Below are 19937 nucleotides of genomic sequence, written 5' to 3'. Positions count from 1 at the left end.
CCTCTAATATATAATGTAGAAAGCGGCAAAAATGCCCTCAAACCACCACATTTAGTTAAATATCATTAATAAACCAAAGAAAAACAAGCACAAATGCTTGTAACTCAAAGAAAATGAGTAATTTTGCGCCCGATTTCAACAATATATAAAGTCAAACTTTATTAATTTAAATTTTTTAATTATTTTTTATGTCAAATTTTAAGAACGTACAGCCACTCGACGACTTCAATTGGGATGAGTTCGAGAATGGCACAAACGCAGGCGTCAGCAAAACAGACCTCGAGAAGGCCTATGACGAAACACTTAACAAGGTAACTGAGCACCAGGTGGTTGAGGGTACCGTAATCTCTGTTGATAAGAAAGAGGTTATCGTAAACATCGGCTACAAGAGCGACGGTATCATTCCAGCTTCTGAGTTCCGTTACAACCCAGACCTCAAGGTAGGCGACAAGGTTGAGGTTTACGTAGAGAACCAGGAGGACACAAAGGGTCAGTTGGTACTCTCTCACAAGAAGGCTCGCCTCAGCAAGTCTTGGGAGCGTGTTAACGCTGCTCTCGAGAACGAGGAAGTTATCCAGGGTTACATCAAGTGCCGCACTAAGGGCGGTATGATCGTTGACGTCTTCGGTATCGAGGCTTTCTTGCCAGGAAGCCAGATCGACGTTCACCCTATACGCGACTACGACGTATTCGTAGGCAAGACAATGGAGTTCAAGGTTGTAAAGATCAACCAGGAGTTCCGCAACGTCGTTGTATCTCACAAGGCGCTCATCGAGCAGGAGCTCGAGCAGCAGCGTAAGGAGATCATCGGCAAGCTCGAGAAGGGTCAGATCCTCGAGGGTACCGTTAAGAACATCACTACTTACGGTGTATTCGTTGACCTCGGCGGTGTTGACGGTTTGATCCACATCACAGACCTCTCTTGGGGCCGCGTAAGCGATCCACACGAGGTTGTATCTCTCGACCAGAAGATCAACGTTGTTATCCTCGACTTCGATGAGGAGAAGAAGCGTATCGCTCTCGGTTTGAAGCAGCTCACTCCACATCCATGGGATGCACTTGATCCAAACCTCAAGGTAGGTGATCACGTGAAGGGTAAGGTAGTGGTTATGGCTGACTACGGTGCATTCGTTGAGATTGCTCCAGGTGTAGAGGGCTTGATCCACGTTTCAGAGATGTCTTGGAGCCAGCACCTCCGTTCAGCTAACGACTTCATGAAGGTTGGCGACGACGTAGAGGCTGTTATCCTGACTCTCGACCGCGCTGAGCGTAAGATGAGCCTCGGTATCAAGCAGCTCAAGGAAGATCCATGGGAGTGCATCGAGACTAAGTTCCCTATCGGCAGCAAGCACGTTGCTAAGGTTCGCAACTTCACTAACTTCGGTATCTTCGTAGAGCTCGCAGAGGGCGTTGACGGTCTGATCCACATCTCTGACCTCTCTTGGACCAAGAAGATCAAGCACCCATCTGAGTTCACTACAGTTGGTGCTACTCTCGACGTAGTAGTTCTCGAGATCGACAAGGAGAACCGCCGCTTGAGCCTCGGCCACAAGCAGTTGGAGAAGAACCCATGGGATGAGTATGAGAACATCTACACTCCAGGTTCTGTACACAAGGGTACCATCGTTGAGATGATGGACAAGGGCGCTGTAGTTGCTCTCGCAGAGGGTGGCGAAGGCTTCGCTACTCCAAAGCACCTCACCAAGGAGGACGGCTCAATGGCTAAGAAGGGCGAGGAGCTCGACTTCAAGGTAATCGAGTTCGTTAAGGAGACAAAGCGTATCATCCTCTCTCACTCTCGTACATTCGAGGAGGGCAAGGACGAGCCAATCGCTAAGCCAGCTCACAAGCGTGGTGGTAACGGTGGCCGCAAGAACGAGACTCCAGCTATCAACAACGTAGCTGCTGGTACTTCACTCGGCGACATCGATGCTCTTGCTAAGTTGAAGGCTCAGATGGAGGGCAAGGCTTAATCTCCTGGAGATAAAGCATTTGCTATTCATTAGCTAAATAAAAATTTTAAGGGGACTGAAATTTCAGAAATGAGATTTCAGTCCCCTTTTTTTTGTGGGTGGGGAATGTGGATGGGGGGATGGAGAATGTGAATGGTGAATGTGTATGGCTAAGGGATAAAATGCATTACTGATTGCTGGGGATTGCAAATCCCCAGAACACAAAAGAGGTTAGGACATTTTTTAACGACGGATTGCAAATCCGTCAAAACGCCTAACGGTATCGATGCAAAGTCCTTCCGCAAGGCGTCCAGAAAAGTCTTCCGCTAGGCATCCAGAGAAAAGTCTTCCACTAGGCGTCCAGAGAAAAGTCTTCCACTAGGCGTCCGGAGAAAAGTCTTCCACTAGGCGTCCCGGCGGATTTGCAATCCGCCGTAAAAAAAGGTTCGACCTATGAAAACCGGGGGATTTGTAATCCCCCATAACTACCCATCAATAACAAAAGATAATCTCACAACAATCACTTCCAGCAATCCCCTACCCCCAGCATAATCTATCGCAGAACTATAAAGATAATCCTGAGGATACCTCACGAACTCGGCCCTCACAGGATTCTGATGAATATAATCCAACTTCTGCTTGAAAAACTTGAACGATGAAATCACTTCAGTATAACAACCATCCTGCCAAAAATGATACTTGCTGATTTTCGGATTCTTCTCACCAGCCAGTCTGAAAAGATGCAACATCCACTCTCTCCTACTCTCCTGGATATCTTCCAGAAGTTCTGCGACAATTTTCTTACTCGTGAACTTCTTGAAATCACGGAGAACAGTTTGAACCTGTTCAAGATTCTCTGCTCCTATAATGAAATGTAAATGATTGGGCATCAGTACCCAGGCGTATATTTCCAATCCCTTGGTCTTCTGACAAAAAGCCAGAGATTCTATAATAATATGCTTATACTTGGGACGACTGAAAATATCAACCCAATTAACAACAGTGGTTGTCACAAAATATAAGTTTTTGGTTGTAGTATTCTTTGTAGCCATAATTTTGATGATTTTAAAATTTCCATAAAACAGGATGAGTCATATAGGTTGTGATACTTCTTGATGTATCGTAGCTTATCACTGGCTCAAGCGAATATACAGGTACAAAGATAATATATTTCTTCATTCAATGGTGCTTTTGAAGCGAGAATTTGCTGTTTGAGTCGAAATTATTTGTTTTTTGGAGAAATCTAGCAGTTTTTTCTTCTTTTTTAGTGTTTATGAGGTGAAGATTAGACTTTACAAGGCATTACTTATTGATGGGGATTGCAAATCCGTCGGAATGGCAGTACTGATAGCTGGGGATTACAAATTCGTCAGAATGGCAGTACTGATGGCTGGGGATTACAAATCCCCAGAACACAAAGAGGTTGGGACATTTTTTAACGCCGGATTTCAAATCCGGCGGGACGCCTGACGGAAACTTCCCCCACTTGCAAAACTTGAATAAAACAACAACATAAAAATCCTAAAAACATGGAAGAAGACCAACAAAATCAAAACAAAAATGAGAAGCCACGTTACTATGCTACCGACTTCAATGAAATCAAGGAAAATCTCTCTGATGAAGAGAAGCTGCTCTTCGAGAGATACAAGGAAATGCTGAGCGGCATCATCCCTGCAGATTCAGCTTCATCAGCTTCTGCAAATGATGATGTATTCTCATCAGGTTCATCATCTACAGCAAATGATGCTTCATTCGCAACATCATCATCCCCTTCAAACGATGATGCATTCTCCTCCTCATCAGCTCCTGCAAATGATGCTCCATCCCTCAAGACCCTCCTCAATCACCTGAAGAACATCAGCCAGAAAACCATGAAGCAGATGGCTGGAGGAAAGCTCGATATCCAAGTTACCTGCCCGAAATGCGGAAAGCGTCACTGCTTCATCAAGGTAGATAACGGATTGACCCACTGCTGGTCGTGCAACTGGAGCGGATACCTGGAAGAGATGAAATCGCTGCTCGGAAAGGGCAGCGGTAAGGTGAACGGAAACTACTACGCCAATGCCCAGAAAAAGCAGCAGGATGAACACAAGGCCAAAGACTACGTGCCCATGCTGCCCGACGACTTCCGCGAGATAGATGCCGAAACACGCTCCTGGCTCTACCCCATCTACCCCTTCAAGACCCAGGAAGAGCAGCAGCAGTTCATCGACCACTTCCACCCCGCCAACCTCCTCTCGCGCCATCCCAAGTCCCGTCCCCTGATTACCGCCAGCGAACTCGCCTCGCTCCAGGCGATGGTGCAGCGATACATCCAGGCAATGAAGCTCTCGCCCGACATCATCGTACAGGAAGGAGTGATGTGCGCATGGATGAAGCAGACAGCGGATGACACCAAAAGCGAGGACCCGAAAGGCGTGGAAATGGTACCTGCCATCGCCTACTGCAACTACCTGGACGGCAAGATCATCAACGTGAAGTTCCGCTCCGTGCAGCAGCACCCCATCACCGGCGAATGGAGCAAGCTCTTCTGCCAGGTTTCCCCCACCAAGCCCTGCGCCCCCTACGGCATCGACAGCATCAACCTGCTCCGACCCGACGCACAGCCCATCCGCCAGCTCATCATTACCGAGGGCGAAAAGGACCGACTCACGCTGATGACCTGCGGATTCCCCTACGTGCTGAGCATCGCCAACGGCGCCTGCACCAACATCGAGGAGAGTCACGAGGCTTTCGATGAGTGGATCAAGCAGGCGGGCGAGATCATCATCTGCGGCGATACCGACCGCCCGGGCCGCCGACTGGTGAAACTCCTGATAGAGCAATACCAGACCCGCGCCAAGGTTACCACGCTGCCGCAGGGCAAGAAGGACATCAGCGAGGTATATGAGGCATTCGGAAGCCACGAGGTGCAGCGAATCATAGCCGAGGCTCAGGGCATCAGCGACGCCGACATCTACGACCTCTCCGAGCACAAGGAAGACATCCTCGACATCATGATGGGCAACTACGACCGGGGCTACGAGGTGGGCATGGGCGGACTCACCGACGGCATCTTCCACCCCACTTCCGATGGCGGACTCATCATCCTCACCGGTCGCCCTAACTCGGGAAAGACGGATTTCCTCAACTGCCTGATGGCGCATCTGATGTACCACAACCAGAAGCGCGTGGCGTTCTTCTCGTTCGAGAAACCTATCAAGGGCAAGCACGTGAGGGAGATTGCCCGCATAGCCCTGGGGGTGAGGAACACGGAGGATATGGACGGCACCGAATCGCCCGAAGAGGCAAGGCAGGAGAACCGCAGGGTGCTGGATTTCCTGTCGGAGCACATGGTGGATTTCGACACGAAGACCCGCCTGCCCGACAGCAACTACATCATCGGAATGATGGAGGCGATGATGAACCGCAAGAAGCAGAAGATTGATTATCTGGTGATAGACCCGTATGTGTTCATCAACATGACCGAGGGCGGCAGCCGTGCCACGGAGACGGAGAAGGTGAGACTGATGCTGACGAAGCTGCAGGCATGGAGCCGTACGCGCCACATCTGGACGGTGGTGGTGGCTCACCCGAGAATACAGTACAAGGACGGTCACGAGGCATTTCCGCCGCTGGATATCTACTCCGTAGCGGGCAGTGCGCAGTGGGCTAACCTCGCCGACTTCCTGCTCACCGTAAACCGAATCTCGAAGCCCGAGGAGGGCAAGATGTTTACCATCGTAGAGATGCTGAAGGTGAGAGACCAGGAGTTCTGTCATCCCGGAAAGGTGTACTACGTGCGCCAGCCCTGCGGCAGATACGACGAAAGGGAATCGGAAAACGACTGCATAGCCGAGGTGATGCAGGGCAAGGTGCTGGCGAAGGATGATGAACCCTGGAGATAGTGAATTTCAAAAAACGATACGCCTATGACAAGAGAAGAGTACAACGAGCTGAGAGCCCGTGCCCACGAGCAGATGCTCGACGACTATAAGTGGATGCTGGATCAGGAATCGGGCATCCGGGAGTGGCGATGCCCCAAGAGATGGATCATCGAGTTCGTACACGATGTGAGCGACTATGTGATGGTGAGGAGCAGCGGCGAGGAGGACGTGGGCGATGAGTGGCACGATGATTTCCTGCGCCCCATCCCCCTACAGAAGCTCTACCGCCAGTTCTTCCAGAAGAGCTGCATTCCCCCACCCAATCATCCGGATAAGGCGCTGAGCAAGCTCAGGGGCATGGAGCAGCGCAACAGCATCTACCCCGACAGCATCACGAGATTCTACATGGAGCAGCTGCAGAAGAATCCTCCCTGCCGAATCATCGAGCTGCTGATCATGGAAGGAGGAGAAAGCTGAAAAGAGCCTCTATTGGTCTGGAATAGAGCCTCTTTTACCCTGCATTTGAGGCTCTTTTACCCTGCAACAGAGCCTCTTTTACCCTGCAACAGAGCCTCTTTTGGCGATGAAATGAGCCTAAAACAAACGTTAAGTTAGGCTCATTTCTGACCCAAAAGAGGCTCAAATGAATAATCCTAGGAGGGTGTGTCATAAGTTTATGTCACATCCTCTTTTTAATTTATTCATCATTTTTTCTTCATCGGATTACACGGAGTTATCGGAAGAGCATTCTTGCTGTACGGATTACGCACGGAATTTAAACGGAAAGCGACCTATGCGGTCGAGACGACTTAAACCACATGTTATAAGGTCACGCAGATTTCGCAGATGACGCAGATTTTTTCTGATTGTTTTTTTGTCCCACAGATTTCACAGATTTACACAGATTTAGACCTGTTCGGTCTATGGGATGACGCAGATTATTCTTCATCTGATTAAGCAGAAGAATCGGATAAGAAAAATCTGCGAAATCTGCGTGACATAAAAAACGTATAGTAGTAAAATCTGTGAAATCTGTGGGACTATACATCATGCAGTTCCGGTTCCTCGACCGAACAGGTCGCTTTCCGTTTAAATTCCGTGCGTAATCCGTACAGCAAGAATGCATCCGATAACTCAGCGTAATCCGATGAAAAAAATACGTCATGAACTTATGACACACCCCCTATTGCAGAAGATGGTAATTACGCAAAGGGCAAAAGCTTTAAAACTGACGCGGTAACCCTCAATGTAACCCTCCCTGTAACCCCCAAACCCTTGACAAACCCGAAAAAATTTCGTATCTTTGCATCGTAAACCAATCAATAATGCTTATGGAAACACACACAATGTTAGAACTGGAGAGGATGCAGCAGATGCTCCTCTCCACTCACTTCGCCCTCGGAGAGTTTCTCCGCTCGGGCACCGCCATCAAGTATGGCATCGACAACACTCCACAAAGCTCCATGATCATCATCCGTCTGATGATGCTGTGCGAGCAGGTGCTGGAACCACTTCGTCTGCATTGCGGCATCATCACCATCACGAGCGGGTATCGCTGTCCGCAGCTCAACCTTGCCGTGCATGGCGTACCGGGCAGTCAGCATACCCTGGGCGAGGCTGCCGACATCTTCATCCCGAACGAGGAGATTCTGGCGAAGTACAGAAAATTCATAGAATCGAGCTGCACCTTCGACCAGCTGATCCTGGAGCCTCGCAGCGCCTCTCCCGGCAATCACCGTTGGCTGCACGTAAGCTACACCATGCGGCGGAAGAACCGTCAGCAGGTATTGATGTAAAATTTTCTAACAACCTGATAAAAAGAGATGTAAATTTTTCTAATAACATGATAAAAAGAAAGGAGATACAAAATGAAGAAAGACACATGGAAAACCGTTATCCAGATTGCGATTTCTATTCTCACGGCGATTGCCACCACCCTGGGGGTAACCTCGTGTATGGGTAGCTAACGCAGATTCTACGGAAAAATATCAGATGAAGAAAGAAAAATGAATGTTTAACCCTTTAAATCTAAATGAGTATGGCAAAATTCAGAAAAGTGAAAAACAACCGCAAGAACTCCCCTACCAAGGGAATGATCTACGGTAGAGCAGTAGTGAACAAAGTGGTGCACACCAGAGCCATCGCCAAGAAGATCACCGAGCGATGCACCGTCACCGAGCCAGACATCCTAGCCGTGATCAATGCCCTGATGACAGAGATCTCAGCCAACATCGCCGACGGCAACAAGGTGGTGCTCGACGAATTCGGAAGCTTCAAGCTCGGCATCAGAACTTCCCCAGCCGAAAGCGCCAAGAAGTTCACCTCAGCCAACATCAAGAACATGTACGTCATCTACTCACCTTACACTGTCATGGACCAGGGCAAGCGAGTAAAGCCGATGCTCAGTGGCATCAAGATGGAAGAGCTGACCGAGTACAACGGCATCGAAGACGAGGAAAATGGCGGCGGAACTTCAGGCGGAACTTCAGGCGGAACATCAGAAGGCGGCTCCGGAAAGGACAATACCGGTGATACATCCGGCGGCACCGACAAGGACAACCCATCCGGCGGCAACACCCCATCAGGAGGCACCGGAAAGGATAACACCGGAGACGGTGAAGGCGGCGGCGACGACAATGTAAGTCTCTAAAATCAAGACTGGGCATCCCTTTTGGAATGCCCAGTCTTTTTTTCTGCCCCATTTAACAAATAATCAGAAACATAAATAATATGCAAATAAAGTGAAAAATGTTTGGTGCTTTCAAGTTTTCGGCGTAACTTTGCAACCAGAAAATTGAATCATCAGCGGATATCCCAAAAAGATAACGCTCATATATATATAATAAAGAAAAGAATCTTATAACAAAAGATAGAGATTCTTATGTAATAAAGGAAAAGGATATGAAGACTATGGGTTTTAGAAAATTTTTAACGCTATCTTTATCGACGGTTTGCGCCCTATCTCTCAGTTCATGCTTCAAGGATGAACCCCTCAATGCCGAATGCGACATTGAGCAGGCATACATCCACCCAGGAAGCTGGATGAAGCTGTGGTTCACAAACGCATCGGATACGCTCGTCAACGTGCAGAGCGACCAGGACAAGATAGAATTCACCATGAAGCCATTCGCCAGTCTCAAGAAGCAGGCACCGATGTTCCGACTCACTCCTGGAGCCACCATCCAACCGGAAAGCGGAAGCGTACACGATTTCTCCAAAGGTCCTGTTACATACGTGGTTACATCGGAAGACAAGCAGTGGACCCGCACCTATCAGGTGAGCATCAAGAAGGGTCAGACCACCATGAGCAAGGAGCTGGAATTCGATTTCGAAAACGCATACCTCAGCAAGGGATACTACAACTGGCAGGAAAACTGGAATGGCGATCTCCTCGACATCTGGGCTACCGGAAACCCGGGATTCAAGATCAGCAACCCATCGGCAAAACCGGAGGAATATCCTACCGTGATGATAGAAGACGGCTATCAGGACAAGGGCGTGAAGCTCACCACCCAGCGCACCAGCAAGCTCGCCGATATGGTACACAAGCCTATCGCTGCCGGCAACCTCTTCATCGGACAGTTTGATGCCACCGATGCCCTGCGCGATGCGATGAAGGCTACCAAGTTCGGTCGCCCATTCAGCTTCAGCGCCAAACCGGAGAAGCTGGAAGGCTGGTACAAGTATCAGGCTGGCGAGAAATTCACCGACAAGGATATGAACGAACTGAACCGACATGACTACGGAACCATCTACGCCGTGCTCTACGAGAACATCGACGAGAATGGAAATGCAGTAATGCTCTATGGCGATAACGTACAGAGCAGCAAGCAGATAGTAGCGCTCGCACTGGTAGGTGAAACCCGCGATGACAACGGAAAGACAGCCATCGGCAACACACCGGAATGGCATCACTTCAGCGTAGATTTCGATTATCAATCCTACGGCAAGACCATCGACCCCGTGAAGCTGAAGAATGGCGGTTACAGTCTCTCCATCGTCTGCTCATCCAGCTCTGATGGAGCCAACTTCCTGGGAGCCGTGGGCAGCACCCTCTGGGTGGATAGTTTCAAACTGATTTGCAAATAAGAAAAGGAGGAAATGGCAATGATGAACTATAGAAAGAACTGTAGTATGAAAAAGATAACAGTACTGGCACTCCTGCTGGCATGCGGCGCCGCATCATGGGCAGGAGACAAGAATAGTGCCTGGAACAAATATCTCCACGGCTATGAGTATCAGGCACGCGTGGCGTATAACCTGGGCGGCACCGCCCCTATCGGCATGCCTGCCACCATCCGCACGCTTCACAGCTACACCCTTCGCCCTAACTTCAGTCTGGGCGTGGATGCCTATCACCCACTCTCCGGAAACTGGGGATTCGTGGGAGGAATCCGCTTCGAGAACAAGAGCATGAAGATTGATGCGGGCGTTAAGAACTACTATATGAAGATAGTTCGTGGCGGCGAGGAGCTGCAGGGCATCTTTACGGGCGATGTAGTGACCAAGGTGGATATGAGTCTCATCACCGTTCCGATTCAGGCAACATACGATGTCTGCGATAATCTCCGCTTCAAGCTGGGGCCATACGTAAGTTATGTTACCTCGAAGAAGTTTGAGGGCTGGGCATACAACGGTTATCTCCGCCGCCAGGAGGAGGGTCATCCCAAGGGAGACCCTACGGGACAGAAGGTGATGCTGGGAGAAAAGGAAGGCGAACGTGGTGATTACGATTTCAGCGATGACATGCGCAACTGGCAGGTGGGCGTAGATTTCGGAATAGACTGGCGATTGAACAACCGCTGGGGCATCTGCGCCGACCTGAGCTGGGGTCTGAACGGCATCTTCAAGAAGGATTTCGAAACCATCGAGCAGACGATGTATCCTATCTACGGCAGCATCGGCATCACGTATCAGCTGAAGTAACAGATCATATTCTGCTGAAGCTATCTATATAATAATGTACGCGTACATTAATATATATAGCCAATATATATAGCCAAAGAGAGATAAAAAGATAAAAAACGACAATTATTCATTAACAAAAAAAGAGAAGAAAATGAAAAAGTTTATTTATTTGATGGCCATGGTTTGCACCCTTGGCTTCTTCACTGCTTGTAGCAGCGATGATGACAACAATGAGAATGATTTCAAGCGCAACGAGAAGATTGAAGGCACCTGGAAGGTACAGGAGGCTGGTATGGATCCAACAACTTACCAGGCAACAGGTTCGATAGTATTAAACTGGGAAGGTTCTAACGATGCAGTTATCGAAATTCCAGGTCTCTTTGATGAGCCATATCCAGTAAAGGATGCCATCTCAATGGTTCCAATGCTGCTCAACAGCCAGCTCAGAAGCGTTCTGCAGGATGTAACCTTCAATGAGAAGGGTCAGATTTCTGCAACCTACAAGGAAGAGGCTGATGACAAGGACTGGAAGGTAGCTAACGATTACGCTACATACCAGGTAGTTAACGAGAATATGATTACCTTGTTCCTGAACACAGCCAAGATTACCGCAGACATCGACGATGCTCAGGAGAAGGCTATGGTAGCCGGCATGTTGGATCAGTTTAAGACCGGTATTCCAGTACACGTATCTTATCCAGCAGCCAACAAGGTATATTTCTATGTTGACAAGGATTTCGTAGCTCCTATCATCGCCATGCTTTATGCTCAGGTTAACAAGATTCCTACTACAGGTATGGACAAGGAGGATTTGGCACAATTCCTGATTTTGAAGACTGTTGTAAACCAGCTTCCTGCCATCATGGATAAGACCACCAAGTTTGAGGCAGGTCTTGAATTGATCAAGTAAAGCGGAGCTTCTGCCCCCACGCCCTGAAAGGGCAGAAGCTCTTAGCCCAGGGCAACGCCCTGGGTACAAGCAGCAAATCAGCAAAGCGCCCTGTAAGGGCAAAAGCTTAAAATATGGATTATAAAGCTTTTGCCCTTACAGGGCGTATGTGTATAACTCCGTACAACCCAGGGCGTTGCCCTGGGCTAGGAGCTTCTGCCCTTTCAGGGCGTGTGGGGCCAGTTTGCCATCCCTAGAAAAGAAAAATCCTCAGCTATCAAAGATAACTGAGGATTCCTTTAAAAATCTTTCAAATTACTTCACCTTAGCAACGATAGCCTTGAAAGCCTCTGGGTTGTTAACAGCGAGGTCAGCGAGAACCTTACGGTTGATCTCGATACCAGCCTTGTGAAGAGCACCCATCAACTGGCTGTAGCTCATACCATCGAGGCGAGCAGCAGCGTTGATACGCTGGATCCACAATGCGCGGAATGTGCGCTTCTTGTTACGACGATCGCGATAAGCGTAGGTAAGACCCTTCTCCCAAGTGTTCTTAGCTACTGTCCATACATTCTTGCGAGCTCCATAGTAACCCTTAGTGAGCTTCAAGATTTTTGTTCTCTTTGCTTTAGATGCAACGTGATTTACTGATCTTGGCATAATTTTTTTTCTTTAAAAGTTCGACTAAAAAGTTAATAATTAACGAAGGCAGAGCAAGTCGCGAACCTGCTTCAAGTTTGAACGGTCTACGAGAGTCTCGCCGAGGAGATTTCTCTTCTGCTTCTTTGTCTTCTTAGTCAAGATGTGACTGTGAAAAGCGTGATGACGCTTAATCTTACCTGTACCGGTGAAACGGAATCTCTTCTTTGCGCCGGAATTAGTCTTTACTTTTGGCATTTTTACTTTTAATTTTAAATTGTTATTTATTATAGCGATGGCAACGCATATACCAGGGCGTTACGCATCTTTTTTTTCTTAATCCTCTGTTCCTTCTGCGAGCTTCTTCAGGGCATCGCCGCCTTTGGCATTGGCGAGCAAGCCATTCTTCTCGGCATTGGCAGCGCGCTCTGCATCAGCAGCAGCCTTAGCTTCAGCCTCTCGCTTCTCACGGTCCATCTTCTGCTGGCTCTTCTTAGCTGTGCCAGCCTTCTTAGGACTCATATAGAGGAACATCTTCTTTCCCTCGAGCTTTGGCATCTGCTCTACCTTACCGCATTCCTCCAAATCATTGGCGAAACGGAGAAGGAGAACCTCACCCTGCTCCTTGAAGAGAATAGAACGACCACGGAAGAACACGTATGCACGTACCTTATTACCCTCATTGAGGAACTCTTTAGCGTGCTTGAGCTTGAACTGATAGTCGTGCTCATCGGTCTGAGGTCCGAAACGGATCTCCTTGGTCTCCACCTTCACCTGCTTCTGCTTCATTTCCTTAGCATGTTTCTTCTGCTGGTAAAGGAACTTAGAATAGTCAACAATACGGCAAACTGGTGGTTGGGCATTAGGAGATATCTCGACCAAGTCAAGCTCTTGCTGACGTGCCAAGTCCAACGCTTTACGTGTAGGCATCACTTCAGCTCCGCCTTCACTTACTACTCTCACTTCACGTACGCGTATCTGTTCGTTTACGCGGTACTGATTTTTCATTTTGTCATTTTTCATTAACTATTCGATATATTCAACGTTTTTTGATTAAACGGCTGCAAAGTTACGCATTTTCCGTGAAACCACCAAATTTTCAGCGGGTTATTTTCATTTTTAGGCTTATTTTTATTTATTTATGGTTTTATTCATGATGTTATTCATCGGAATACGCGGAGTTATCGGAATTTTCATGCTCAACGGATTACGCACGGAATTTAAACAGACTTCGACCTACGGTCGATGGAGGCTAACGCCATAAAGGAGGACAACATTACTAATAGCGCACTAAACGCCTGAAATGGAATGATGGATTGCCGAAATTCATCAGGAAACCAACTTTATAGCCTGTTATTTTTAAATAGTTGATGACTTGAGATTCACAACTGGTATCCAAATCTGTCACTGCTTTCAACTCCAATATCACCTTATTATCTATCACGAAGTCTGCCACATATTTACAGGCCAACGTTTTCCCATGATACACGATATCCAATGGTTTCTCTCGTTCAAAAGGTATCCCCATTTCAGATAGAACCACAGCCAGAGCCTCCTGGTAAACCTTTTCAAGAAAGCCACACCCCAATTCCCGATGCACCTGATAAGCTGCAGCCAGAATCTTATCCGTCAATTCCTTATATAACAATTCCATACCTATAATATTTAAATTCATATAACACAAATAGCAAACCTCATCCTCGCATCCTTCCTCACCCCCATTATCACCAGAATGCCATCGACCGAAGGTCGAAATCCGTTTTAATTCCGTGCGTAATCCGTTGAGCAAGAATGTTCCGATAACTCCGCGTAATCCGATGAAGAAATCCGATGAAAAATAAAATCTCCCACAGAAAAAATGAATTCTGCGGGAGATTCAAATAAAAAATATCCTATGAAAGAAGGATTACTCTTCAGCTGCCTTCAGCTGCTCTGCAACCTCGGCGTTGATGCGCTGAGCGAACTCTTCCATGCTCATGGTAGCCTGCTCGCCACCACCCTGCTTACGCATGGAAACGAGGCCCTCGGCACTCTCCTTCTCACCTACGATAACCATGTAAGGCACACGCTTCAACTCATTGTCGCGAATCTTGCGGCCAATCTTCTCGTTACGGTCATCAACCAAGGCACGAACACCCTGCTTGTCGAAGTACTGACGTACCTTCTGAGCATAGTCGTTGAACTTCTCTGAGATAGGAAGAATAGCAACCTGGTCTGGAGTCAACCACAATGGGAAGTGACCGGCTGTGTGCTCGATGAGAACGGCTGTGAATCGCTCCAATGAACCGAATGGTGCACGGTGAATCATCACAGGAGTCTTCTTTGAGTTATCCTCAGCGGTATATTCCAGCTTGAAGCGCTCAGGCAAGTTGTAATCCACCTGGATGGTACCCAACTGCCAGCGACGACCGATGGCATCCTTTACCATGAAGTCGAGCTTAGGACCATAGAAGGCAGCCTCGCCAATCTCTTCACGAGTCTCAAGACCCTTCTCCTTGCAAGCCTCGCGGATAGCGTTCTCACTCTCTTCCCAAATCTCATCAGAACCGATATACTTCTCGGTATCCTTAGGGTCGCGGAGAGAGATCTGTGCCTCGTAGTTCTCGAAACCGAAGATCTTGAATACCTTCAGAATTACGTCGATTACGTTCTCGAACTCAGACTTTACCTGATCTGAACGAACGAAGATATGGGCATCATCCTGAGTAAATGTACGAACACGAGTCAAACCGTGGAGCTCACCGCTCTTCTCATAACGGAACACGGTACCGAACTCTGCGATACGCAAAGGAAGATCCTTGTAAGAACGAGGCTTACGGGCATAGACCTCGCAGTGGTGAGGACAGTTCATTGGCTTGAGCATATACTCCTCATCCTCCTCTGGAGTCTGGATAGGCTGGAATGCATCCTTGCCATAGTGAGCATAGTGACCAGATGTTACATAGAGACTCTTGCCGCCGATACCAGGACAGATAACCTCCTGATAGTTATAAGGCTTCAGGAGCGAACGGAGCAACTCCTGCAAGCGGAGGCGGAGCTGAGTGCCCTTTGGCAACCAGATAGGAAGACCCTTACCTACACGCTCAGAGAACATGAAGAGTTCCATCTCCTTACCAATCTTACGGTGGTCGCGCTTCTTAGCCTCTTCGAGAACAACCAGGTACTCATCGAGCATCTTCTTCTTAGGGAAGCTGATACCGTAGATACGGGTCATCTGCTCGCGCTTGGCATCACCGCGCCAGAAAGCACCAGCCACACTTGTAATCTTCACAGCCTTGATAAGACCAGTGTTCAGCAAGTGAGGACCACGGCAAAGGTCGGTGAAATTGCCCTGGGTATATGTGGTGATGGTACCATCCTCCAAGTCCTGCTCAATGTGCTCGCACTTGTAGGTCTGACCGTCGGCCTTGAACTCAGCGAGCGCATCAGCCTTAGCAATCTCCTTGCGAACCACAGGCTCGTTCTTCTTGGCGAGCTCCATCATCTTAGCCTCGATCTTAGCGAAATCATTCTCTGAGATCACCTGACCCTCAGCAGGCATCACGTCGTAGAAGAAACCGCTCTCTACAGCTGGACCGAAACCAAACTGGATGCCTGGATAAAGCTCCTGAAGAGCCTCTGCGAGCAAGTGGGCTGAAGTATGCCAGAAGGTATGCTTGCCCTGCTCATCCTCAAACTTGTAAAGTTCTACACTTGCGTCCTCATTGATAGGACGATCCAACTCTACTGTCTCACCATTGACACCGCAAGATACAACGTTGCGAGCGAGAGCCGGTGAGATGCTCTCGGCGATTTGTAAGCCAGTAACGCCCTGCTCGTACTCACGAACAGATCCGTCTGGGAATGTGATTTTTACCATAACAACTTAGTATTTTTATTAAATCGTGTGCAAAAGTACTATTTCTTTTTGTAACAAGCGAATAAAAATGCATTTATTTTGCTAAACTTTGCTAATACCTATTTATATTTTGCTAATACCTATTTATATAAGAGGATTTTCGGGGCGAAAACGGTGACATATTGAAGTCTTCATCGGCATTCTGAGCGACAATCCATAACACTTTGCAAAAAGAAAGTGCTTTTTTAGCCGATAAGTTTTGGGAAAAAAAATATTTTCCGTATCTTTGCAGCCGATAAAGTGACAAAATGTAAAGAAACAAAGAAAATGGCAACACCAAAGATTCTCATCATTTACACGGGAGGTACCATCGGCATGGGAAAAGACCCGGTGACAGGCGTGCTGGAACCGCTCGACTTCAACCATCTCGTCTCATCCATGCCCGAGTTCAAACTCATCCAGGCAGAAATCGACGTGCGAAAATTCGACCCACCCATCGACTCCAGCGACATGGACCCGATGAGATGGGCAGAAATCGTGAGCATGATAGCCAACAACTATAATGACTACGACGGATTCGTGATCCTGCACGGCACGGATACGATGGCATACACCTCATCGGCCCTGAGCTTCATGCTTGAGAACCTGACAAAACCGGTGATCCTGACCGGTAGCCAGCTGCCTATCGGCGAACTGCGTACCGACGGCAAGGAGAATCTGATGACCGCCATCGAGATAGCATCGGCAAAGGACGAGAACGGCAGACCGATGGTGCCGGAGGTATGCATCTTCTTCAACGGCAAGCTGATCAGAGGCAACCGCGCCATCAAGATAAATGCCGAGGGATTCCACGCCTTCGAATCGTTCAACCATCCGCACCTCTGCGATGTGGGCATCAATTTCCAGTATCACAAGCACCACATCCTCACTCCGGATTACGACAAGCCGATGATACCCCATCTGAGACTCGACCCGAACGTGATCGTGTTCAGTCTCTTCCCGGGCATCCAGGACAACATCGTGCGCCACGTGCTGGAATCGCCGGATCTGCGAGGCATCGTGATGCGTACCTTTGGTTCGGGAAACGCCCCTCATTCTCCATGGATCATACGACTGCTGGACGAAGCTGCCCACCGAGGCGTGAACATCGTGAACATCAGCCAGTGCCTGACAGGTAGCGTAGAGATGGAGAGATACGGCGCCGGATTCCAGTTGAAGACTGCTCACGTAATCAGCGGCCACGACTCTACGGTAGAGGCGATGGTAACGAAGATGATGTATCTGCAAGGCAGATTTGATGACAACCGCAAGGTAAGGGAGATGCTGAAGCAATCGCTTGCAGGCGAGTTTACGGTATAAGATGTGTAAAATTTAATTCTTTTACTCAGGAGCACTTACCTCTACGGAAGGTAGGTGCTCTTTTTCAATCAGTTACGAGAAAAACGCATATTTTTGCAGTAAATATTCAGTTTTAATTAAAAAAGTTTAATTTAGAGAAGTTTTTGGGGCAAAAAATATCTCCGTACCGATATTTTTCTTATCTTTGTAGTGTGAAAAGTTGCTATTGGGAGCAAGAAAGCAAAATTTATTGCAATCGATTGCACTTTCCTAGCCGTAAGAAACAGAAATAAAATACGACTATAAACATAAAGATAAGAAAAGATGAAATGACTATGAATGGGCAGCAATGCCCACGATAATCTATCTCATTCGATCAATCAAATAATAAGTTTAATAAATCAACAAAAAACCTTTTAAATTATGCAGAGTAAAGCAAAAAAGTACGGTGAGTATGTAGAGATTACAGCTCCTGTAGAAAGAACGACATCAGAAGAGTATCCAACTTTATTGGGCGGAGAAATCTGGTACAACTAGAATTCAAGTAAAAAAGTATTATCGGAAAGCCAAACTCCAGGAAATCTCCCGGAAAAGCTAGAATCCAATAATAGAAAAGAAACAAGAATTTTGGTTCAATCAATCATCTGGTACAGCTATTTTGGCAAGCATGTACATCAAGAATCCGTTAAGAGTGAAATCAAGGAAGCGCCAAGATCTATCCCTCGCAGGTTTGTTATCTCGCAGCTAGATAAGTTTCTACGATTTCTAAACCTCAACTCTTAACAAAACAATATAGGCTCAATCCTCGACTGAAGAATCGGAGATTGAGCCTTTATCGTATCTATATCCGTGGGATTAGTGCTTGCCGCAGCAGCCACCCTCTCCGTGATGATGCTCGTGCTTGATGCCGCCCTCTACAGCCTGATGCTGGTCGCGGAGCAGATCGTTCACGGTCTTCACTGGGTTGAAGGTGCCGAGAGGAACCTCTACGAATACGGTGTTCCAGTCGCTCATTGCACCATTCCAGAGACCTGGCAACTCCAAGGCCTTGAGATCCTTACCGTTCTTGCTCTTACTGGAGATAAAACCGGTAGATGGATCTACGAACTTAGGAAGATCGAAGGCATTGCCCTGGTAATCCTTGGTAGCGCAGACGAGATCTACTGGGTTGAAGTGAGTACCCTCGGTAAACATCTTCATATACTCCTCGTTGTTCTTATCAATCTGTGAGCTCTCCAGAATCTGAAGACTTACAGTGCCATCCTGGTTGTAGGTAAGGAATGGACCACCACCAGGCTCGCCCACGTTCTTAACGACACCGCAGACACGCATAGGACGGTTCAACTTCTTGCGCAGATAGATAACCAGTTCGGCATCCTCCAGCTCCTTGATATCAGCCTTGCGGCAGCAGAGATCACGCTGAACGAAGCGGATAATCTCCTCCAGCTTCTCGTGGTTGTACTGTCCGGAATCCAATACCTTCAAGTAATCGAATGCCTGCTTCTGCAAAGTAACCAATACACCTGCAATCACCTGCTTCCAGGTAACAGTCTCAGCCTTCAGACGATCAGGAACCACATTGTCGATGTTCTTGATGAATACTACATCAGCATCAATCTCATTGAGGTTTTCGATGAGAGCGCCATGACCGCCTGGACGGAACAGCAATGATCCATCCTCGTTGCGGAATGGAGTATTATCCGGATTGGCTGCGATGGTATCTGTGCTAGGCTTCTGCTCTGAGAAAGAGATGTTGTACTTGATGCCGTAGCGCTGTGCATACTTATCAGCCTTCTCAGCTACCATCTGCTTGAAGAGTTCCAGGTGGTCGTGAGAAACGGTGAAATGAACGTTTGCCTCGCCGTTGCTGCTTGCATAGAGCGCAGCCTCTACCAGGTGCTCCTCCATCGGAGTGCGAACCTCATCCTCATACTCGTGGAACTGGAGCAATCCCTTAGGCAACTGTCCGTAGTTCAATCCCTCTGGCTTGAGGAGATTAGCCACTACAGCCTTGTAATCTCCCTTCTTGATGAGGCACATGATGCCTTTCTCGTTGTTTACATGACACTTGTCGCAGAGTGCCTTGCGGAAAGCAAACTTCTTGATATTCTCGAAGAATTGTTTTTCAAAGTCAGTAGTAGGAACATCGTATGGAGCATCCAGGAACGCAAACATGTTCTTGAACATACGGCTAGCCGCACCTGAAGCAGGTACGAACTTCACAATCTTGTGACCCTCAGCCTTGTAGTCGTTCCACGCCTTCTCGTAGTCCTCTACTTCCTGAGCTGTAGGAGCCATGATACCCTTACCGATGGCAGCCGCACCCTCGAGCTTGAGGAATGGGAAGCCATTCTTGATTTGTTCCAACTGGTGTTCAATCTGCTGCTCGGAAATGCCGCGAGCAGCGATTTGGTTTAGATCTTGCTGATTCATAATACCATATTTATGTTAAATTTACACTATATGTGCTACAAAGATAATAGTTTTTTCTGATAATCAGAAATATT

At 47.8% G+C, this 19937-nt stretch carries 17 protein-coding genes; 10 read left to right on the top strand and 7 right to left on the bottom strand.

The window, feature by feature from the left end; genetic code table 11:
- Positions 1-188 precede the first annotated feature (188 nt).
- Positions 189-1973, top strand: coding sequence for a 30S ribosomal protein S1 (rpsA, locus tag DW657_RS02190; RefSeq protein ID WP_118311246.1), 1785 nt, complete (start codon positions 189-191; stop codon positions 1971-1973).
- A gap of 464 nt (positions 1974-2437) precedes the next feature.
- On the opposite strand, the gene DW657_RS02185 is transcribed toward rpsA, so the two are convergent.
- On the bottom strand, positions 2438-3004 hold the full coding sequence (locus DW657_RS02185; protein ID WP_118311245.1) for a transposase: 567 nt from the start codon (positions 3002-3004) through the stop codon (positions 2438-2440).
- Between the two features lie 477 nt (positions 3005-3481).
- Here DW657_RS02185 and DW657_RS02175 point away from each other — a divergent pair, with 477 nt between their 5' ends.
- The 8 genes from DW657_RS02175 to DW657_RS02145 all read left to right on the top strand — a co-directional run bounded on the left by DW657_RS02175 (position 3482) and on the right by DW657_RS02145 (position 11636).
- Positions 3482-5839: a bifunctional DNA primase/helicase gene (locus DW657_RS02175; protein WP_118311243.1), complete on the top strand. Its 2358-nt coding sequence runs from the start codon at positions 3482-3484 to the stop codon at positions 5837-5839.
- A 24-nt stretch (positions 5840-5863) separates the two neighbouring features.
- A complete protein-coding gene (locus DW657_RS02170) occupies positions 5864-6295 on the top strand; it encodes a hypothetical protein (RefSeq protein ID WP_118311242.1) in 432 nt (143 codons plus the stop codon).
- Between the two features lie 869 nt (positions 6296-7164).
- Positions 7165-7614 carry a D-Ala-D-Ala carboxypeptidase family metallohydrolase gene (locus tag DW657_RS02165; RefSeq protein WP_233546592.1) on the top strand — a complete coding sequence of 150 codons (450 nt, stop codon included), beginning with the start codon at positions 7165-7167 and terminating at the stop codon, positions 7612-7614.
- Positions 7615-7686: 72 nt separating this feature from the next.
- The gene (locus DW657_RS18555; protein WP_158573450.1) at positions 7687-7785 is read left to right on the top strand and encodes a smalltalk protein; all 99 of its coding nucleotides are present in this window, start codon (positions 7687-7689) and stop codon (positions 7783-7785) included.
- A 71-nt stretch (positions 7786-7856) separates the two neighbouring features.
- On the top strand, positions 7857-8468 hold the full coding sequence (locus DW657_RS02160) for an HU family DNA-binding protein (RefSeq protein WP_158577302.1): 612 nt from the start codon (positions 7857-7859) through the stop codon (positions 8466-8468).
- Between the two features lie 251 nt (positions 8469-8719).
- Positions 8720-9907 carry a PCMD domain-containing protein gene (locus tag DW657_RS02155; protein ID WP_118311240.1) on the top strand — a complete coding sequence of 396 codons (1188 nt, stop codon included), beginning with the start codon at positions 8720-8722 and terminating at the stop codon, positions 9905-9907.
- 45 nt (positions 9908-9952) lie between these two features.
- Positions 9953-10744, top strand: coding sequence for a porin family protein (locus DW657_RS02150; RefSeq protein WP_118311266.1), 792 nt, complete (start codon positions 9953-9955; stop codon positions 10742-10744).
- A gap of 133 nt (positions 10745-10877) precedes the next feature.
- Positions 10878-11636, top strand: a complete 759-nt coding sequence (locus DW657_RS02145; RefSeq protein WP_118311239.1) for a hypothetical protein — start codon at positions 10878-10880, stop codon at positions 11634-11636.
- A 294-nt stretch (positions 11637-11930) separates the two neighbouring features.
- Here DW657_RS02145 and rplT read toward each other — a convergent pair whose 3' ends face one another.
- From rplT to thrS, 5 genes are all read right to left on the bottom strand, one after another.
- The gene (gene rplT, locus DW657_RS02140; protein WP_089544559.1) at positions 11931-12275 is read right to left on the bottom strand and encodes a 50S ribosomal protein L20; all 345 of its coding nucleotides are present in this window, start codon (positions 12273-12275) and stop codon (positions 11931-11933) included.
- A 39-nt stretch (positions 12276-12314) separates the two neighbouring features.
- On the bottom strand, positions 12315-12512 hold the full coding sequence (gene rpmI, locus DW657_RS02135) for a 50S ribosomal protein L35 (RefSeq protein WP_006846865.1): 198 nt from the start codon (positions 12510-12512) through the stop codon (positions 12315-12317).
- A gap of 78 nt (positions 12513-12590) precedes the next feature.
- Positions 12591-13277 carry a translation initiation factor IF-3 gene (infC, locus tag DW657_RS02130; protein ID WP_117661652.1) on the bottom strand — a complete coding sequence of 229 codons (687 nt, stop codon included), beginning with the start codon at positions 13275-13277 and terminating at the stop codon, positions 12591-12593.
- Between the two features lie 256 nt (positions 13278-13533).
- The gene (locus DW657_RS02125) at positions 13534-13908 is read right to left on the bottom strand and encodes a GxxExxY protein (protein ID WP_118311265.1); all 375 of its coding nucleotides are present in this window, start codon (positions 13906-13908) and stop codon (positions 13534-13536) included.
- A 252-nt stretch (positions 13909-14160) separates the two neighbouring features.
- Positions 14161-16113, bottom strand: a complete 1953-nt coding sequence (gene thrS, locus DW657_RS02120; protein ID WP_117661651.1) for a threonine--tRNA ligase — start codon at positions 16111-16113, stop codon at positions 14161-14163.
- 306 nt (positions 16114-16419) lie between these two features.
- Between thrS and DW657_RS02115 the strand changes: the two genes are divergently transcribed.
- The gene (locus DW657_RS02115; protein WP_117661650.1) at positions 16420-17451 is read left to right on the top strand and encodes an asparaginase; all 1032 of its coding nucleotides are present in this window, start codon (positions 16420-16422) and stop codon (positions 17449-17451) included.
- A gap of 834 nt (positions 17452-18285) precedes the next feature.
- Here the strand turns inward: DW657_RS02115 and DW657_RS02110 are convergent.
- Positions 18286-19863 carry a DUF4301 family protein gene (locus DW657_RS02110; protein ID WP_089544563.1) on the bottom strand — a complete coding sequence of 526 codons (1578 nt, stop codon included), beginning with the start codon at positions 19861-19863 and terminating at the stop codon, positions 18286-18288.
- Between the last annotated feature and the right edge of the window lie 74 nt (positions 19864-19937).

The organism is Prevotella sp. AM23-5 (assembly GCF_003473645.1).
Classification (GTDB): Bacteria; Bacteroidota; Bacteroidia; order Bacteroidales; family Bacteroidaceae; genus Prevotella; species Prevotella copri_A.
This window is presented reverse-complemented; position numbering and strand designations above follow the sequence as displayed.

Coding starts and splice junctions, on each gene's coding strand:
- rpsA (WP_118311246.1), top strand. CDS start 189: ATGTCAAATTTTAAGAACGTACAGCCACTCGACGACTTCAATTGGGAT.
- DW657_RS02185 (WP_118311245.1), bottom strand. CDS start 3,004: ATGGCTACAAAGAATACTACAACCAAAAACTTATATTTTGTGACAACC.
- DW657_RS02175 (WP_118311243.1), top strand. CDS start 3,482: ATGGAAGAAGACCAACAAAATCAAAACAAAAATGAGAAGCCACGTTAC.
- DW657_RS02170 (WP_118311242.1), top strand. CDS start 5,864: ATGACAAGAGAAGAGTACAACGAGCTGAGAGCCCGTGCCCACGAGCAG.
- DW657_RS02165 (WP_233546592.1), top strand. CDS start 7,165: ATGTTAGAACTGGAGAGGATGCAGCAGATGCTCCTCTCCACTCACTTC.
- DW657_RS18555 (WP_158573450.1), top strand. CDS start 7,687: ATGAAGAAAGACACATGGAAAACCGTTATCCAGATTGCGATTTCTATT.
- DW657_RS02160 (WP_158577302.1), top strand. CDS start 7,857: ATGGCAAAATTCAGAAAAGTGAAAAACAACCGCAAGAACTCCCCTACC.
- DW657_RS02155 (WP_118311240.1), top strand. CDS start 8,720: ATGAAGACTATGGGTTTTAGAAAATTTTTAACGCTATCTTTATCGACG.
- DW657_RS02150 (WP_118311266.1), top strand. CDS start 9,953: ATGAAAAAGATAACAGTACTGGCACTCCTGCTGGCATGCGGCGCCGCA.
- DW657_RS02145 (WP_118311239.1), top strand. CDS start 10,878: ATGAAAAAGTTTATTTATTTGATGGCCATGGTTTGCACCCTTGGCTTC.
- rplT (WP_089544559.1), bottom strand. CDS start 12,275: ATGCCAAGATCAGTAAATCACGTTGCATCTAAAGCAAAGAGAACAAAA.
- rpmI (WP_006846865.1), bottom strand. CDS start 12,512: ATGCCAAAAGTAAAGACTAATTCCGGCGCAAAGAAGAGATTCCGTTTC.
- infC (WP_117661652.1), bottom strand. CDS start 13,277: ATGAAAAATGACAAAATGAAAAATCAGTACCGCGTAAACGAACAGATA.
- DW657_RS02125 (WP_118311265.1), bottom strand. CDS start 13,908: ATGGAATTGTTATATAAGGAATTGACGGATAAGATTCTGGCTGCAGCT.
- thrS (WP_117661651.1), bottom strand. CDS start 16,113: ATGGTAAAAATCACATTCCCAGACGGATCTGTTCGTGAGTACGAGCAG.
- DW657_RS02115 (WP_117661650.1), top strand. CDS start 16,420: ATGGCAACACCAAAGATTCTCATCATTTACACGGGAGGTACCATCGGC.
- DW657_RS02110 (WP_089544563.1), bottom strand. CDS start 19,863: ATGAATCAGCAAGATCTAAACCAAATCGCTGCTCGCGGCATTTCCGAG.